Annotated in this window: 17 protein-coding genes; 9 read left to right on the top strand and 8 right to left on the bottom strand. The window is 68.1% G+C overall.

The genetic code is table 11. The features are described from left to right. Positions 1–488: 488 nt before the first annotated feature. From ABZ348_RS19510 to ABZ348_RS19495, 4 genes are all read left to right on the top strand, one after another. Positions 489–1004 (top strand): hypothetical protein, encoded by a 516-nt coding sequence (locus ABZ348_RS19510; protein ID WP_358934613.1) that lies wholly within the window; start codon positions 489–491, stop codon positions 1002–1004. A gap of 81 nt (positions 1005–1085) precedes the next feature. Continuing rightward, entirely contained in the window at positions 1086–1928 is an 843-nt protein-coding gene (locus tag ABZ348_RS19505; protein ID WP_358934611.1) for a DUF4097 family beta strand repeat-containing protein, read from the top strand. 115 nt (positions 1929–2043) lie between these two features. Continuing rightward, positions 2044–3045: an ATP-binding cassette domain-containing protein gene (locus ABZ348_RS19500; protein ID WP_358934609.1), complete on the top strand. Its 1002-nt coding sequence runs from the start codon at positions 2044–2046 to the stop codon at positions 3043–3045. Further along, the gene (locus ABZ348_RS19495) at positions 3042–3833 is read left to right on the top strand and encodes an ABC transporter permease (RefSeq protein WP_358934607.1); all 792 of its coding nucleotides are present in this window, start codon (positions 3042–3044) and stop codon (positions 3831–3833) included. Before ABZ348_RS19500 ends, ABZ348_RS19495 begins: the two co-directional genes overlap by 4 nt. A 129-nt stretch (positions 3834–3962) precedes the next feature. On the opposite strand, the gene ABZ348_RS19490 is transcribed toward ABZ348_RS19495, so the two are convergent. The 4 genes from ABZ348_RS19490 to ABZ348_RS19475 form a co-directional block, all read right to left on the bottom strand. Continuing rightward, complete coding sequence (locus ABZ348_RS19490; protein ID WP_358934649.1) at positions 3963–4892, bottom strand: class I SAM-dependent methyltransferase; 930 nt, start codon at positions 4890–4892, stop codon at positions 3963–3965. 65 nt (positions 4893–4957) lie between these two features. Beyond that, on the bottom strand, positions 4958–6061 hold the full coding sequence (locus ABZ348_RS19485) for an NAD(P)-dependent alcohol dehydrogenase (RefSeq protein ID WP_358934647.1): 1104 nt from the start codon (positions 6059–6061) through the stop codon (positions 4958–4960). A 2-nt stretch (positions 6062–6063) separates the two neighbouring features. Beyond that, positions 6064–7443, bottom strand: coding sequence for an aldehyde dehydrogenase family protein (locus ABZ348_RS19480; RefSeq protein ID WP_358934605.1), 1380 nt, complete (start codon positions 7441–7443; stop codon positions 6064–6066). A gap of 32 nt (positions 7444–7475) precedes the next feature. After that, on the bottom strand, positions 7476–8231 hold the full coding sequence (locus ABZ348_RS19475; protein WP_358934603.1) for a (5-formylfuran-3-yl)methyl phosphate synthase: 756 nt from the start codon (positions 8229–8231) through the stop codon (positions 7476–7478). A gap of 248 nt (positions 8232–8479) precedes the next feature. Between ABZ348_RS19475 and ABZ348_RS19470 the strand changes: the two genes are divergently transcribed. Further along, positions 8480–8953 carry a hypothetical protein gene (locus ABZ348_RS19470; RefSeq protein ID WP_358934601.1) on the top strand — a complete coding sequence of 158 codons (474 nt, stop codon included), beginning with the start codon at positions 8480–8482 and terminating at the stop codon, positions 8951–8953. 331 nt (positions 8954–9284) lie between these two features. On the opposite strand, the gene ABZ348_RS19465 is transcribed toward ABZ348_RS19470, so the two are convergent. Then, the gene (locus ABZ348_RS19465; protein ID WP_358934599.1) at positions 9285–9926 is read right to left on the bottom strand and encodes a DUF1326 domain-containing protein; all 642 of its coding nucleotides are present in this window, start codon (positions 9924–9926) and stop codon (positions 9285–9287) included. Between the two features lie 401 nt (positions 9927–10327). Then, the gene (locus tag ABZ348_RS19460; RefSeq protein WP_358934645.1) at positions 10328–10945 is read right to left on the bottom strand and encodes a TOPRIM nucleotidyl transferase/hydrolase domain-containing protein; all 618 of its coding nucleotides are present in this window, start codon (positions 10943–10945) and stop codon (positions 10328–10330) included. A 303-nt stretch (positions 10946–11248) separates the two neighbouring features. On the opposite strand from ABZ348_RS19460, the gene ABZ348_RS19455 reads away from it, so the two are divergent. The 3 genes from ABZ348_RS19455 (at position 11249) to ABZ348_RS19445 (ending at position 14318) form a co-directional block, all read left to right on the top strand. Further along, positions 11249–11722: a hypothetical protein gene (locus ABZ348_RS19455; protein ID WP_358934597.1), complete on the top strand. Its 474-nt coding sequence runs from the start codon at positions 11249–11251 to the stop codon at positions 11720–11722. A gap of 595 nt (positions 11723–12317) precedes the next feature. After that, the gene (gene fdhA, locus ABZ348_RS19450; RefSeq protein WP_358934595.1) at positions 12318–13544 is read left to right on the top strand and encodes a formaldehyde dehydrogenase, glutathione-independent; all 1227 of its coding nucleotides are present in this window, start codon (positions 12318–12320) and stop codon (positions 13542–13544) included. Positions 13545–13619: 75 nt separating this feature from the next. Then, complete coding sequence (locus ABZ348_RS19445) at positions 13620–14318, top strand: pyridoxamine 5'-phosphate oxidase family protein (RefSeq protein ID WP_358934593.1); 699 nt, start codon at positions 13620–13622, stop codon at positions 14316–14318. A 78-nt stretch (positions 14319–14396) separates the two neighbouring features. On the opposite strand, the gene ABZ348_RS19440 is transcribed toward ABZ348_RS19445, so the two are convergent. Continuing rightward, the gene (locus ABZ348_RS19440; RefSeq protein ID WP_358934592.1) at positions 14397–14804 is read right to left on the bottom strand and encodes a hypothetical protein; all 408 of its coding nucleotides are present in this window, start codon (positions 14802–14804) and stop codon (positions 14397–14399) included. A 247-nt stretch (positions 14805–15051) separates the two neighbouring features. Then, positions 15052–15606, bottom strand: a complete 555-nt coding sequence (locus ABZ348_RS19435; protein WP_358934590.1) for an OsmC family protein — start codon at positions 15604–15606, stop codon at positions 15052–15054. 224 nt (positions 15607–15830) lie between these two features. Between ABZ348_RS19435 and ABZ348_RS19430 the strand changes: the two genes are divergently transcribed. Further along, positions 15831–16955 (top strand): AraC family transcriptional regulator, encoded by a 1125-nt coding sequence (locus tag ABZ348_RS19430; RefSeq protein ID WP_358934588.1) that lies wholly within the window; start codon positions 15831–15833, stop codon positions 16953–16955. Positions 16956–17238 lie beyond the last annotated feature (283 nt).

Genomic DNA, 17238 nt, shown 5'->3' with positions numbered 1-17238 from the left:
ACCCCGGGACGGGCGCACCAGGCCGGGGTTCACACGTGGGCATCGCCGTGAAATCTTCCGGCATCTCCGCGGCCAGCAAGGAATGACGGGGGAAGAGAGAGACGGGCTCACCCGGCGGCCTTCATCAGCGGAGTCCTGGAGTCACCCGGGTCGCTGGATCCCGCCCCGGACCTATGGGTGACCGCTGCCCGGCCCCGTCACGGCACCGGAGCGCGACGGGGCGCCGGCCCGCGGGCGGAACAGGGCCTGACGGCATCACTATGGCACCACAGGACATCGAGTGGCACGGACTGGCGCCACACTGCGACCATCTAGCGCCACTCGGAGCCAGCTGGCTCAACCAAGGACAGGTTCCCACGCGTGGCAGCACACCGAAACCAATCACCTTTTTGGCATGTTCCCAGCTCAGAGCCGTATGCGCAGCTCTGGTGTAAAAGATTTCCCCGGGCGGGTGGCGCATAGCGCCATAGTGATGCCATGATGGCGCTATGGATCTGACCCCGTATGTCGATAACCTCCGCCGTGAACTCGCGGTGGCCGCTGAAGCCGGCGGCGACGAAGCCCGCGAGTTGGCTGAGAGGCTCACCGCTCCCCTGGAGTCGGCGACCCGGCTGATCATGCTCAACGTGCTCTCCGCCGCGATGGACGAGGTCACCCGAGAGCTCGCCCCCGGATCGGTCGACGTACGACTACGGGGGCTCGACCCCGACTTCGTGGTGACACCGCCGCCCGCCGGCGGCGCTCCCGCCGAGTCGACTGCCCCCCTCGAACCGCTCAAGGCCCCGACCCCGGCCGATGGCGACGAGGGCGGCACGGCACGCGTCAATCTGCGCCTGCCCGCCCACCTCAAGGCACGTGCCGAGGAGGCCGCGAGCCGGGAGGGCCTGTCGGTCAACGCCTGGCTGGTCCGGGCTGTATCGGCCGCGGTCGACGGCGGCACTCGACCGCGTACGGCCGAGAGGACTCAGGTCATCGGACAGAGCTACACGGGCTGGGTGCGCTAACAGCTAGCTGGGCGCACCACTTCACCTCCACCACGTCCCACCAGCGGGGACGTCTCGAAGACCCAAGAGGACGGGACAGCCATGCCTTCTTTTGACACTCCCGAGCCGATCTCGGCCACGGCCCATGTGGCGGCCGGTTCCATCCAGTTCACGGCTGGCAAGCGCCTTGACACCCTTGTCGAGGTGCGGCCCCACAACCCCAAGAGGGAGCTGGACGTACGGACGGCCGACCAGACAGAGGTCACGTACACGAACGGCACCTTGACCGTTCGGACGCCCAAGGCTGGTCTGTTCACCCGCACCGGCATGGTCAATGTGACGGTCGAACTGCCAGCGGGTTCGCGCCTCGACCTGACCGGCGCCTGGGTGCAGGTGCTCGGCGAGGGTCGACTCGGCGAGGTCCGGGTGAAGACCTCGTCAGGCGATGTCCGCCTGGACACGACCGGCCCGCTACAGCTGACCGCGGCGCACGGCACGATCACCGTGGACCGCGTCGAGGGGACGGCCGAGATCACCACCAGCTCCGGCAGTCTGCGCGTCGGCCTGGTCGACGGCCCCGCCGTCCTGAAGAACTCGCACGGCACCACGACCGTCGGCGCCGCGACCGGCGACCTGCGGGTGAGCGGCGCCAACGGTGACATCGAGATCCGGCGCGCCGAGGCGTCGGTCACCGCCAAGACCGCCCACGGCACCCTTCGCGTGGGCGAGGTTGCCTCCGGGACGGTTCAGTTGGAGACCAACTACGGCGCCATCGACGTGGGTATCCGCGAGGGCACGGCCGCCTGGCTCGACGTCCACTCGGACGCCGGACAGGTACACAACGCACTCACCGCGTCCGACACTCCGGAGCAGGTCGAGGACACCGTCAAGATCCGCGCCCGTACCCGGTGGGGCAACATCGACGTCCGCCGCGCCAGGGGCTGACCTCCGGTCCGAGCCGTCATCGCCGACAACGGCGGTTCGGGTAGTGCGCGCGTTCCTGCGTGCCTCCCACCCACCCGCTCCCCCAACCAATCCAGCCTTCAAACGGGAGGACCCTATGCCGTCTTCTGTCATGCCCACGCCCAGAAGGGTGGACGGTCTCACAGCACCGGCCGCCATCTCCACCGTCGGGCTCTGCAAGTCGTACGGGGACAAGGTCGTCCTCGACGGCATCGATCTACGCATCGCGGTCGGGTCGGTGTTCGCCCTGCTCGGCCCGAACGGCGCTGGGAAGACCACGGCGGTGAAGATCCTGTCCACGCTCATCACCGCGGACGGCGGACAGGCCCAGGTGGCGGGCCACGATCTGGCCGCCGACCCGCAGGGCGTTCGAGCCGCGATCGGTGTCACCGGACAGTTCTCCGCGGTCGATGGACTGATCACCGGTGAGGAGAACATGCTCCTCATGGCCGACCTGCACCACCTGCCCCGCCACGAGGGCCGACGGATCACCGCCGAACTCCTGGAGCGCTTCGACCTGGTCGACGCCGCGAAGAAGCCGGCCTCCACCTACTCCGGCGGCATGAAGCGCCGCCTGGACATCGCCATGACCCTCGTCGGCAACCCCCGGATCATCTTCCTCGACGAACCCACCACCGGACTCGACCCCCGCAGCCGCCACAACATGTGGAACATCATCCGTGCACTGGTCTCCGGCGGCGTCACCGTCTTCCTCACCACCCAATACCTCGAAGAAGCCGACCAACTCGCCGACCGCATCGCCGTCCTGAGCAACGGCACCATCGCCGCAGAAGGCACCGCCGACGAACTCAAACGCCTCGTCCCCGGCGGACACATCCGCCTCCGCTTCGCCGACCCCACCACCTACCGCGCCGCCACCATCGCACTCAACGAAGCCACGCCCAACGACGACGGCCTTGCGCTCCACATCCCCAGCGACGGCACCCAACGCAAGCTCCGGGCCATCCTCGACCGACTCGACGCGGCCGGCATCGAAGCCGACGAACTTACCGTGCACACCCCCGACCTCGACGACGTCTTCTTCGCCCTCACCACCAACACTCACCAGCCCGGCCAGCGCAAGGAGAACGTCCGATGAGCCTTCCCTCGCTCGCGCTGCGCGACTCGTCCACCATGCTGCGACGCAACCTGCTCCACGTGCGCCGCTATCCCTCCCTCACACTGAACCTCCTCCTCACACCGGTCGTCCTACTGCTCCTCTTCGTCTACGTCTTCGGCGATGTGATGAGCGCCGGCATCGGAGGCAACGGCGCCGACCGATCCCACTACATCGCCTACCTCTTCCCCGGAATCCTGATGCTGACCATCGGCGGCACCACGATCGGCAGCGCGGTGTCCGTCGCCATGGACATGAACGAAGGCATCATCGCCCGCTTCCGTACGATGGCGATCCACCGCGGCTCGGTGCTCATCGGGCACGTCGTCGGAAGCGTGCTCCAGTGCATGATGAGCGTGGTGCTGGTCGGGGCCGTCGCCGTGGCCATCGGTTTCCGATCCACCGGTGCCACCCCTCTGGAGTGGATCCTGGCGGTGGGGCTGTTGACTCTCGTCTCACTGGCCCTCACCTGGATCGCGGTCGGGATGGGCCTGTCCAGCCCGACCGCCGAAGCGGCCAGCAACAACGCCATGCCCCTCATGGTCCTCCCCCTCATTTCGAGCGCTTTCGTCCCGGTCGACGCCATGCCGGGCTGGTTTCAGCCGATCGCCGAGTACCAACCCTTCACACCTGCCATCGAGACCTTGCGCGGCCTGCTGCTCGGGAGCGAGATCGGCCACAACGGGTGGCTGGCCGTGGTCTGGTGCCTGGGACTGGCCGTGCTCGGCTACCTCTGGTCCCAATCCCTGTACGACCGCGACCCGAAGTGAGCGGAGCGGGTTGCCTTCCAGGAACTCGCCCCGCTCCAGGGCGGCGTACCCCGACCCGGCGTCGGTGTGTGCCGCCCCGCCGGCGTTCTCCGCCATCACGCGATCTGCGGCCCGCACGAGGCGACAGCATCAGCTGCGGGGCTTTTTCGCGAACACCCAACGATTGCCCTCCAGCGCGTCGTTGTCCTCGGGCAGTGGGCCACGACCATGACGACGGCTGAAGTCGAAGGGCGTGTGCATCGATGTGGACCAGCCCTTGTCCAGCAGATCACCGGCGGAGTCCGGCCGCGGCTCTCCGTCGAAGAGACGGAGGAGGTCAATGCCGATCTGGTCCGCCGTCGAGGTGTAGATGGGGCTATTGCGGTACTCCATCAAGTCCTTTTCGAGCTTGACCTCGAATGCCAACGCGCTCCCTTGGGTGCTCAGCCGGTCCACCGTGTCGATGAGATTGGTCTCGGCAGCGGCCGGCAGATAGAACAGCAGCCCTTCGGCCAGCCAGACGCTCGGTGCGGCGGAGTCAAAACCGGATTCGACCAGCGCGCCCGCCCAGTCGTCGCGCAGATCGATCGGAACGGGAACGCGCGCCGCCTTGGGGTCGGCCGAGAGTCCGTCGAGCACCTTGTGCTTGAAATCCAGCACGCCTGCCCTGTCGATTTCGAAGACCACACAGCCGCGAGGCCAGTCGAGCCGGAACGCCCGAGTGTCCAACCCCGCTCCGAGCAGGACCACTTGGTGGGCACCGGCCGTGTGCATCGACTGGAGAAGGAAGTCGTCGAGGACCCTCGTACGGAGACCGAAGTAGCGCGCGAACCGTCCCCACAACGGGTTGGCGTCCCCGTCCGGGACCTGTTGTATGCGGACCGGCCAGCCGGCCGACGCGGGGGCGGCGCGCACGAAGTGCTCCGCATAGACGTCCCGTGCCAGGAAGTCATGGCGATGCGTTTCGATGGCCCGCGCGGCGGCGACCATGAGAGCGGTCACCCCCACGCCTCCCTCCACGCCCTCCACGCCCTCCGTGCCATTGTTCGCGGGCGTTGTGCCGACCACATGTCCTCCCATGAGCGAGTTGTGTCCACGAGCGGTGCTGAACAGCGATGATCGATCAGGCAGCGGGCTAACCCCGCTCATCGCCTCCTCCTCTCCGGAATCAGAACGGGTTTGACCACGCGCCCCGCGTTGCAGTCGCGTTCCGCCTCGTTGATGTCGGCGAGCGGGTACGTACGGATCAGCTCGTGGAAGGGGAACCGCCCGGCCCGCCACAGGCCGATCAGCCGCGGAATCAGTAGTCCCGGAACTGCATCCCCCTCACAGATGTGAGAGATCTTCCGGCCGCGGTCCAGTGTCCCGGGTTCCAGCGGGAGGGCAGTGTGCAGCCGCGCCACCAGCCCGAGGTGACCGGTCGGGCGCAGCGCCCGGAGCGCATCGTTGATCAGCCGGGCAGAGGCCGTGGTGTCCAGCGCGTACTGCGCTCCGCCGTCCGTCAGCTGTCGGATGCGACCGGGCAGGTCGGCCGTAGAGGCGTGCAGCGGAATCGCACCGAACCGCTCGGCGAGTGCCAGCCGTTCGGGATGCCGGTCCACGGCCACGGCCACCGCTCCGGACGCCACCGCCGCCATCACCGAGGTCAGGCCAACGGCACCCGTACCGAAGACCACGACGGTGTCACCGGGGGCGACCGCGAAGGAGTTGAGGACCGCGCCGGCTCCGGTGAGGAAGCCGCAGCCGAGCGGTCCGAGCAGTTCCACGGGCAGCGACGCGTCGACCCGAACGGCGTTGCGGGCCGACACCACCGCGTACTCCGCGAATGCGGACTGGCCGAACCAACGGGGGGCCAACTCGCCCCCCGCGGAGTCGGTGAACCGCGCAGCGTTCTCCGTGCGCCCTCCGAACAGGTTGAGCGCAGCGAAGGCGTCACAGTAGGCGGGGGCAGCTGCCCGGCAGTTCCGGCAGTGTCCGCAGGAGTCGAAGGTCAGGACGACGTGGTCGCCAGGGCTCAGACCGGTGTTCGGACCGCCCGTATCCACCACGATCCCTGCGCCCTCGTGGCCGAGTACCGCCGGTAGTGGTGAGCGGCCCGCCGAACGTCGCACCGCGAGATCGGTCCGGCACATTCCACAGCCCGCGATCTCGACCAGGATCTCGCCCTCGGCCGGCCCCGCGTCGAGGATGACCTCCTCGACCGCGAATCGGCTCTCGGGCGAGCGCAGTACGGCCGCGCCGAACGTGATCGTCACGCTTCCTCCGGGCGGTGCACGACGAACGGTCTGAGGTTTCCGTAGAGCCCCCACGGCCCTCCGGCGACACCGACACCGCTCTCCTTGGTGCCGGCGAAGGGTTGGGCGAGGGAGAGTTCGGCGTGGTGGTTGATCCATGCCGTCCCGCACTCCAGCCGGTCGGCCACGGCTTCGGCGCGGTCGAGATCGGTGCCCCACACCGATCCGCCCAGCCCGAAGCCGGTGTCGTTGGCGGCGTCGACGGCCTCGTCGATGCTCTCGTACGGTAGGACCGGCAGGACCGGACCGAACTGTTCCTCCGTCACCACCCGGCTTTCGGGTGGGACGTCCGCGAGGATAGTGGGGGCGTAGAAGTAGCCCGGTCGGTCCAGTCGATGGCCACCGGTCACGGCTCGGGCTCCTTCCGCCAGTGCCCGGGTCGTGTAGCGCTCGACCTTCGCGAGTTGGGGGGCGTTGTTGACCGGTCCCAGTTGTGTACCAGGGTCGAGGCCGGCTCCGACCACGACGGTCTTCGCATGTTGTGCGAGGGCTTCGACGACGTCGGAGTGGAGCCGGGCCGGGGCGTAGACCCGTTTGACCGCCATGCAGACCTGGCCGCAGTTGCGGAAGGCCGTCCAGAACAGTCGGTCGGCGATCTGCTCCACATCGACGTCGTCCAGGAGGACGGCCGCATCATTGCCGCCGAGTTCCAGGGTGACCCTGGCCAGCGAAGCCGCCGCTCCTTCCGCGACGGCCCGCCCGGTGGGGACGGAGCCGGTGAAGGTCACATGGCGGATCCCCGGATGGGAGGCCAGTCGGGCGCCGAGGGGCTCGCGGCCGGTGACGATCGTCAGCACCCCCTCGGGGAGGGCGGCGGCGATGACGGACCCCAACAACCGTGTGGCGAGGGGTGTGAAGGGAGAGGGTTTGAGCAGCATGGTGTTGCCCGCGGCGAGTGCGGGCGCGAACTTCGCCGACGCGAGCTGGACGGGAAAGTTCCAGGGGACGATCGCGGCGACAGGCCCGAGCGATCGCCAACGGATCTCGCTGCGCACCGGCCGTCCGTCTGCGATGGGCTGGGTGCCGGGATCGAGCTCGGCGAAGTAGCGCAGGCGGGCTGCTGCGCGGGTGATCTCCGCGGCGGACTCGGCCAGGGGCTTGCCCTGTTCACGGGTGAGGAGGGCTGCAAGGTCCGTCCGTGCCTCCTCGACGGCGTCGGCCGCCGCGCGCAAGGCTCGGGCGCGGGCGACGCGGTCGGTCCGCCAACTGCGCCAGGCGTCGTGGGCCCGGCCGACCAGTGCATCCAACTCGTCCGGCTGCTGGTCGGGAGCGTCGTCGAAGGCTTCGCCCGTTGCCGGATCGATGACGGCGAAGCGTGCGCCGGGGGCTCGGGGCATGTGTAGGGGCTGACGCATCGCCATGCCGGCGATCAGCTGGCAGGGGTGGCGGCGGCCGTGTGTTCCCGGGCGTGCCGATCCATCTCCGCCCGGAAGGCGGCCACCAAGTGCGGTTGGATCCGTCCGGTGGTGCGATCGCCTCCTTCGCAGACCGCTCCGCGCACGCCCACGATGTCCGTACCGATGCGGGTCAGCTCTCCGAGGTCCCCTACTTTCACACTGCCCGCGAGGGCGGCGAGCAGACCGGATGCATGGGCCCGTCGGACGAACTCCGCGCAGACCTCCGGCGGAACGTGGTCGAACAGTCGTGTCCCATCCTTGATCGCGGTGTCGAGCATGGCCGCGTCGGAGCCGGAGCGGAGGGCGATGTCGGGGAGTGCGAGCGGGTTGACGCAGCCGATCCGGTGGGCGTCGGCATAGCCGGAGGCGACGACTAACGCGTCGGGCCGGTAGTCCTTCACGGCCCTTACGACTCCTCGCATGACGTCGATGGCCTGGTCGGGCGTGGTGCAACCGTAGAGGCCGACCTTGATGTACGTGGCTCCTGAGACGGCCGCACCGAGCGCCGCTTGTGCCACGGTGCCGGGTTTGTACGGCACGTCCCCGACGGTGGCGGACACCGGCTTGTCAGCGGGGACCGCATCGCGGATCTCTCTGATGACCCAAGGGAAGTTCGCACCGAGCGAGCCCTCGTCGGGCCTTTTGACATCGACGATGTCGAGGTGTTCCGCGGCCTTCGCACAGTCGAGGGCCTCCTCGACGCCGTCCGGAGAGATGAGCAGCAACAACCTGGGCTCCTTCCACCGCATGTCCACCTGACCTGGGGCAGGTGTGCGGAGTCGCCTGGATCACTTGCGGTCTGCTCATCATCACCGCGGGCGGTGACCGTCGGTAGGGCGCACGAATGCCGTCCGGGTGACACCACAGCGCCCCCTATGCGCCGTACACACCGGTTCACCTCGTGCCCTCTGACACCGAACCTGGATCGTTTGCCACTGAAGGTGGACCGATGTGTGACCGGCGCTAGGCTGCAGTGGTGAACTACAGCGAGGTCGAGGCAAGCATTCTCCGGCTCGTCACCGAAGCCACCGAGGACAGTGCCCGCGCCTTCGCGGAACAGACCGTCACCCGCTTGGTGCGGCCGGAACTGCTGCACGCCGCCGGCGAGGACGAACTCACCGAGGATGCGCGAACGGCACTCACCACCGGGTGCGCGAACGTCCTGACGATGGGCGCCGCGGAACTGCACGAACTGCTCGCGACGATCGACGACGGAATCCTGGTCGACGACGGTCTGGACACCGGAGTCCTCACCGCAGTCAGCGCATTGGAGCACTGGAAGAACTACCTGGAGCAGAACCGGCGCAGCGAGCTCTACGAACTCGCCGTCCGCTCCCTCGAGGACATCGACCATGAAGTGTCCGCCGCCCTCGACGATTTCCTCGCCACACCGGAGATGGCGGCCGAGTATCAGCGCATCCGCCTCCTACTGGCCCCCGGCTCGGAGTAGGCGGCACCCGTCTGCTGGTTGATCCTCCGGGGCACTGGGTCACTGGGGCACCGGGCGGTACTCGGCACGGCACCGCTCCTCCGGTGGCGCGGGTTCGCGGTCAGCGGTTCTCGTCTACGGACTTCGCCGCGGCATGGTAAAGCACGCGACCGAGCAGCAGGATGGCATCCGCACAACCCACGCAGTGCCCCGATACGCGACAAGGCGTGTGCTCCGCCGGGTGCTCCCGTCCGCGCCGCGGAGGGTTTCCGGCTGTGGGTCGACCTCCGGCCCGGTCCAGGGTGGCCGGAGGTCGAGAACACGCCGCAGGTGCGGCGGTCAGCGCGGATGGCTAGGCATCGGGGCGCCAATCGAACGGGAAGTGCTTGCTGGATCCGCCGCGGTAGTTGCTGGAGAAGTCGAAGCCCTCGGCGTGATCAGCATTCACCACGCCCCAGGTCGCCACCTGGCCGGGTCCCACCTCCGCTCCGGGCGCGTTGATCAACTGCACCCGACGCTCGGGGTCCGAGGTGGGACCTGTCAGCGCCGTGGCACCCACACTCACCTTGTCGGCCACGGTCGCGCGCCAGTACGCGAGATCCTCTGCGGCATCGAACTGGATCGGTGCGTACTGGACGCTGCGGACCTCGCTGATCAGCGAACCGAACTTGCCCGGCCACCCACCGACGTTGCCGCGGAAGATCTCCTCCAGGGCGTCCCGCTGTGCTGGAGTCCCCTTCGCATCGATGTAGAACATCGCCGTCATCGTGGCGTCGGGATCGTCCACCCACATGTTCCCGGCGAACTCGCCGAGCGCCACGACGCCGAGACCGTCCAGGCGCACGTCACCGAAGTGGCCCTCGTGGATCTGCCATACGAGCGTGAACAGACAGCAGCCGTTCGTCGGGGCCTGCGCGAAGGTGCAAGGGCAGGGCATCGAGCAACTGCATACGTCGAACCACTCGCCTTTGAGGTGCCAGTTCGTTGTGCTCATCGACAAATCCCTCCCATAGGTATACCCCGGCGGGGTATCTCTCATCAGAGGTTAACCACCCACTCATGGTCCGTCAAATACCCGTAGGGGGTATCCAGTTGACTGATGGTGACGATCGCCCACGACACTGAGGAAACCGGTCGCAGCAGGCCGCTACGAGGTGGAGCAACCGGTGGATGCGTCCCACCGGCCTTGTGTTCATACACCTCCCCGACATGGAGTACGACGTCCCTCCCGGTTCATCCTGAACATGAGGGCATCGCACCACCCGAGTTCCGTAGCGCGGCCACGATGAGAGCGTCACCGTCGGTTCGAATCACATCAAGGCAGTCAGCGGGGTTCATACGTGCAGGGTGCCGCACGCGTCTGACAACAGCCGTGGTGGTGGTTCCGTTCAGCGGTCAGAGACTGGAGAGCAGATCGTCGAGCGGGCCGGGTACGCGGTCGGGTTCGAGAGCTTCGACGAGAACGTGTCCGTAGCGGATCTTGCGGCCCTTCTTCGTGCCGAGAAAGCGCCGCAACTGCTGGTGGCGGGGGCGACCATGGTGTGCGGGTTGCCGCAGGAAGGTCTGGAGCGCACGCACGTCGCCTTCCTGTTGAACGAGTTCCTCCACGCGGGCGACGCCGAGTGCACGGATGAGTTCGTCCTCCAGATCTGCCGCGCAGACGAAGATTCCGTGGTCTGCCGCTTCGGCCCGTTCCCATCCACTGGCGTAGTAGCGGCGCTCCGCCTCGTCACACAGTCCTGTGAGCCGAAGGCCAAGGCCGGACGGTCCGAGGAGGCGCGCATGGCGTGCGACGCTCATCGCACCGCCCATCGACAGTACGCAGACCCCCTCGGCTTCCAGATTCCTGCCGCGGATCGAGGCCAACGCGTTGACCGCTGCGACATCGCTGGGTCCTTCGAGCAAGACGACCGTGCGGACCGGTAGTCGTGCGGCCAACTCTCGCGCGCGGTCACCGATGCCACCGGCCGCCCATGCAGTGGCCGCTTCCCGGAACTCCGCCATGTCAGCCATGTCATCCATGGAACAAGTCTCTGCCCTTTCCGGCCAGTGCGGTACCGGTTTCCGTCAGCACTCCGATGGGCGCGAGCCACGTGGCCGACCCAACCACCGGCCGGTGGTTGCGTTGGTTTCGCGGACGGCGAGCACCATCCGGTTGTTGCCCAGGAGCGCCTACCGTTTGACCGTGCGCGCCGTCTCTCCGTGCGACCGAGAAGCGGACTTGAGGGCGTTTCCCCTGGTCGGAGCTGTCTAACCGGCTTCCTCCGCCATTCGAGGAGCTCGGGATTGCGCCGTCTCCCTTCCTATGATCGCCGCATGGTTCGCACATCGAAGATCAGGAAGAGCTCGGTTCTCTCCGTAGCAGCCGCCACCCTTGCCGGCCCTCTGCTGTTGGCAGGACCTGCCCAAGCAGCTCCCGTCGCCATCACCTGCACTACCAACACCACGGCTTCCGGTGTGACTCCCAGTTGCACTCGGGACGTCTCCGATGGCGATGCGGGTGGCGTCAGCGGTGCCGTCCGCATCACGGCGAACTCAGGCGAGTACGCCCGCATCGCATTTCAGGCCGATGGCGAGAAGGTCGTCATGCAGAACACCTGGCGTTCTTGGAAGGCGGTCTTCGAGCTCTACACCCACTCGTCCAGCGGCTGGTCCAAGAAGGCCACATGGAAGGTGAGCACGGCGGTGACGTCCAACCTCAGCATCCCCGAAGGCGTTCCGGTTTACATCAAGGTGTGCATGGAGGGCGGAGGGTTCGGCTGCGCCGGCAACAACAGGCTGATCGCCTGAACCCGGCTGCATCCGCACGGCATACACATGGTGTTGATCGTGGCTCGGGGTGATCTACGGGTCAGCGGAGAACGCTCGCAACGAGCACGGCCGCGGTCTGATTTCCCGATAGGAGCCGTTGAGCAGGTGATCGTGCTCTCCTACGGTGCGCGCGAAGCGGCCGTGTTCACGCCGCAATCCCCATGACACCCCGGAGACCGTCGCCGGAAGACGGTCCATGGACAGCGCCAGGGCCTGGGGGCAGCTTCCTGGGGGATCTGAGCGGGGACACCCTGAACAGTGACCTGATCAAGGCCATCCGCTGACGGTCGGCCTCGGACGCCCGGGGCCGACGACGAGCGATCCAGGGGGCGGGCAGCCGGTCGGCTGCCCGCCCTTGCGATCTGAGGAGAATCGCACGGCATTTCAGTGACGAATCGTCACTCTGTGTAAATCGGGTCCCCGAAGCTGCGGAACAGGGCCTTGGGCAGAGCTTGCCACCGGTTTTATCTGCCGGGCTGCGTGTTTACCGGTCGAGGAGGAGACTCGAACGGTACGCGGAGTCCCCGGGGGCGTCGACTCGCGCGGCCGCCGAGGGGCATGGAGGTGACGTGGTGTGACCGGGAACAAGGCAGTGGCCTATGTGAAGCCGGGAACGGTGAAGATCGAGAACACCGACTATCCAGGACTGGAACTCCGGGACGGCCCTGGGGTGGCGCGCGAGAACGTGGGGCGAAAGTGTCCGCACGGTGTGATCCTGAAGGTCCTGGCGACCAACATCTGCGGCAGCGACCAACACATGGTGCGCGGACGGACCACCGCCCCGGCGGGTCTGGTCCTCGGGCACGAGATCACCGGCGAGGTGGTGGAACGCGGACCGGACGCAGAGTTCGTCCAGGTCGGGGACGTCGTCTCCGTACCGTTCAACATCGCCTGCGGCAGATGCCGCAACTGCAAGGAGCGCCAGACCGGCATCTGTCTGAATGTGAACCCTGCCCGCCCGGGAGCCGCATACGGATATGTCGATATGGGCGGCTGGGTCGGCGGGCAGGCGGAGTACGTGATGGTCCCGTACGCGGACTTCAATTTGCTGCGCTTCCCCGACCCCGACCAGGCGCGGACCAAGCTCCTCGACCTGACGATGCTGTCCGACATCTTCCCCACCGGGTTCCACGGCGCGGTCACCGCCGGCACCGGGGTGGGCTCCACCGTGTACGTGGCCGGAGCCGGGCCGGTCGGTCTCGCCGCGGCTGCCTCCGCCCAACTCTTGGGCGCGGCGGTGGTGATCGTGGGAGACCTCAACGCCGAACGCCTGGCGCAGGCGCGCAGTTTCGGCTGTGAAACCGTCGATCTGACCCGGGGCACCGCCCAGGAGCAGATCGAGCAGATCCTCGGCGAACCGGAGGTCGACGCGGCCGTCGACGCCGTCGGCTTCGAGGCCCGTGCGCACGGCAAGGACTCGGAGGAGGCGCCCGCGACCGTCCTCAACTCCTTGATGGGTCTGACTCGGGCGGGCGGCGCACTCGGCATCCCCGGTCTCTATGTGACCGACGACCCCGGTGGCGTCGACCAGGACGCGCGGACCGGCACCCTGAAGATGCGGCTCGGCCAGGGGTGGGCCAAGAGCCACACCTTCGCCACCGGTCAGTGCCCCGTCATGCGCTATCACCGCGGTCTGATGCAGGCCATCCTCAACGAGCGCGTACACATCGCCCGTGCCGTCAACGCGACCGTGATCGGCCTGGAGGACGCCCCGCGCGGCTATGCCGAGTTCGATCAGGGGGCCAGCCGCAAGTACGTCCTCAATCCGCACGGCGCACTCGACACCGCCCAGCCCGTCTGACGACGGCCAGGCTGACAGGCCGCCCGTCGGACTATCCGGTCACAACCCACCATCGGTTCAGCGAAGGAGGACGCCGTGACCTCGGGAACGCCTCCACCGGAGGAATCCGGCGACCCGGCCAGGTCCGCCCCCGATTTGGGGCGCAGAGTGGCCGCTCGCCGACGTGAACTGGGCCTGTCCCGCGAGGAACTCGCCGAGAGGACCGGGTCCGTCCCCGGCTTCGTCCAGTACATCGAGGAGAGCGCGGCGGCTCCGGGCATGGGAGTGTTGCTGCGGCTCGCCGACGCCCTGAGCACGACGGTTCCCGAACTCACCGGCGCCTCCGCCGACCGTCCGCCGGGCGGGGGTTCCGCCGGCGGCGGCGCCAGGCTGCGGGAGTTGGACCCTGCGGAGTGCCGTTCGCTGCTCGCCCGGGCGGGAGTGGGCCGAGTCGCCGTCACGACCCACGAGGGGCCGGCGGTCGTCCCGGTCAACTATGTGATGAGCGGGGAGGAGATCGTCTATCGGACGATGTCCGGGAGCGTGCCCGCCGCGGCTGCCGGTGCGGAGATCGCCTTCGAGGTGGACCGGATCGACGATGCGTTCCGTACGGGCTGGAGCGTCCTCGCGGTCGGTGAGGGGCGGGAGATCACCGCTCCGGACCAGATCCGGGACCTGGACGCCCGGGCCGCTGACCTCGCCTGGGCGGGTGGTCACCGCGATCTGTGGATCGCCGTCCGACCCCGCCGCCTCACCGGCCGCACCATCGACAACGCACTCCGCCCGCCCTCCTGAACCACGGCGGCTCCTTGGTTCTTGGGGCGAGCACCGCCCTGGCCGTAAGTCGGCCGGAAAGCCACCCGGACCGGAGGGTCAGTCGGCGTCCTCGAACGGGGTGATGCGGCGATAGGCAGCCCGCGCGTGCCGGACTCGGCCGACCACCGTGCCGATGAGGGCGGCGGCCAACAGGCAGGCGATCCACTCGGGGTCGCGATGGCCGGCCCAGGAGATCTCACCGATGGGATGGGTCGCGAAGACGTTCAGGAATCCCCAACACACAAGTGCGGTCCCCGGTGCTGCGGCGAAGCGTCCCCGGACCCCGAGCAATGCGGCCAACAGGGCCAGCGCGGCGAGTGCGAGCCCCGTGTGGTCCAGGACTCCGAGCAGGTCGAACAAGCTCACCAGCCCGAAGGCGCCGGCGTACGCGGCCGTCCAAACGAAGGAAGTGGCCACGGGATCGGGCACGGGCCTCGCGCCGTCGACCAGGTGCCACCACTCCATCGTTCCTCCTCCGCCGGGAATGCAGCCGCGCGCACTGCGCCGTCGCCCGTGAGCGAGGCTGACTTGGACGGAGCCCGCAGTCAAGACGACCTCCTCGCTGCCACGGCCCACCCCCATGGAAGGAGCCACGGGGATGGGCCGGGAACCGAACGGAGGAGCGAAGACAACAGGGACATACCCCCGCCATAGCCGCCGGAGTGTCGGCGCCCTGTCGCCTACCGGTTGCCGCCCCGGCGTCGGAACGGGATCAGTCGGCGCTCGCGGTCGGCGCCGTGAGCAGGGCGATGGTGTGCTGGGAACGCACCATCTTCAGCATCGGGCAGCGCTCGTCGGCAGCCGCGATGAGGGTGGCGTACTGCTCGGGTGAACTCGGGCCCGTCAGGAGGACGGTCGCCTTCAGATCGTGGGGCACGTCCGGGGCGTCGGACGGCACTTCGAAGAACCGTGCGTCGTTGTTGCGGGCCCGGACCTGGACCTCGACCCGATCGATCGGGATGTCATCCAGCGCCGCCATGCACATCAGGGTGTGCGTCAGGCAGGTACTGATCACTGCGCAGAGCAGTTCCGGCGAGGACGGGCCGAGACCAAAACCCCCGATGTCCGGGCCGCCGTCACCGATGAACGACCAGTCGCCGATGCGGACTTTGCGTACGCCGGTGGCATCGTCGGCAACGCACACGGCCCCGATCTCCTCATCCCAGTCGGAGTCGTGCGGGCGACGGCCGGCGGCGGCGCGCATGGCTGCGCCCTTGTCCTTGAGGTGTTCGGCGAGGCCCGGTGTGCGGGCCGGTGTGATGGTCATGACGGGAAGCGTACGAGGGTTCTGCCGGTGACCCGCTTCCCGCCCACATGACCAGATGACCAGATGGGCTTCTGCCCCCACTGCACGACGCCTCACCGGTGCGGTCGGGCGCCGCAGTGGACAACGAACCGTTCCGGTCCGCATCGTTGGGCACGACAGACCAGCGGAATCGGCGGTGAGCGGCTCGGATCTCATCGCTGTGCCGCGCGAGGGGAACGGCAGCGATGTTGAGCCAGACGGTGTTTCGCACCGACGACGTACCGGCAGCCGACCGCATGGACGCATGGCAGCAGTGCGTGGGGCAGACGATCGCACCGTTGGAAGTGCACGTCGACCCTCAGGGCAGCAGCGCCCACTCCGGGGAGTCGTTCACGGCGCACCAGCGGCTGATTCGGCTGGACGGAGTTGCGGTCTGGCCGATGGCTTCCGACCCGTGCCGCTATGTGAGGAACCCGCGGCTCATTAGACGCTCCGACCCGGAGCAGTACCATCTGACCCTGTTGCTCCCGGGTTGTGGTCCGCTGCGCACCGAGCACGCAGGGCGGCGCAGCGTTCACCGCGCTCACGGGCTCTATCTGCTCGACACTTCCCTGCCCTCGAACGTGACCAGCAGTCGCTCCGATGGACCGGTGCGGGCGATCGGCGTCGAGGTCCCTCGTCTGCTGCTGGACCCTCCGCGGCACGGTGCGCTGGCCTCGGTGCTCGGTCGGTCGTTGTCGGCCGAGGTCGGCTTCGGCGGATTGTTGGCACAGTTCCTCACCTCGTTGGATTCCGACCGTTCCGACTACCGTCCGTCCGACGCCCCGCGGCTCCGAACGGTTCTGCTCGATCTGCTGTCGGGCCTCATCGCCCACGAGGTCGAGTCGGAAGTCGGGCTGCCGATCGAGGTGCGGGAGAGGAACGTGGAGGTGCGGATCCGCTCGTACATCCATGCACGCCTCCACGACCCGGAGCTGACCGTGGGTTCGGTGGCCGGTGCCCATCACCTCTCCGTCCGGCAGCTCCATCGTGTCTTCCAGCACGGAGACTTCACCGTGTCCGGTTACATACGGGCGCAGCGGCTTGAGCGCGCCCGTTCCCTTCTGGCCGATCCTGGCGGCAGCGCGACTCCGGTCCGTACGGTGGCCGCCCTGTGTGGATTCAGTTCGTTGGCCCACTTCAGCCGCCTCTTCCGCGCCACCTATGGCGTCACGCCCAGCGAGTACCGCCGCGAGGGGCAGGATCGAACGGGACGCCGCTCCCCCGGTCGGGCGCCCGAACCGCCACGCGCGGACCGAACCGGGGCCACAAGGGCCGTGCGGTCGAAGAGTGTTGTGCCACGACCCCCTACGAACAGGCCGGACGCCTGACAACACCCGTTCCGACCGGGCGCCTCTGTTGGGTTGGGGGCAGGGAAGCGGTCGCAGTGGGTGCCGGGCCAGGCTCGGCCGGCACCACAGGCGTTGGAGTCGCTACAAGGCTGCCACCTCCGGATAGGGCGGCGCTCCACGCGCTCCCTCATCCAGGAGCGCTCGACACTCTCTGCGCCCGAGCAGTGCTCTCCCATGACTCGCCTCAGGCGTCCGTTCCCGCGTCGTGCTCTTGACGGAGTCTCCGACCGTCCCTGACCGCCTGCGAACCGGTCCCGGTCTC

Source organism: Streptomyces sp. NPDC005963 (genome assembly GCF_040638655.1).
GTDB lineage: Bacteria > Actinomycetota > Actinomycetes > Streptomycetales > Streptomycetaceae > Streptomyces.
This window is presented reverse-complemented; position numbering and strand designations above follow the sequence as displayed.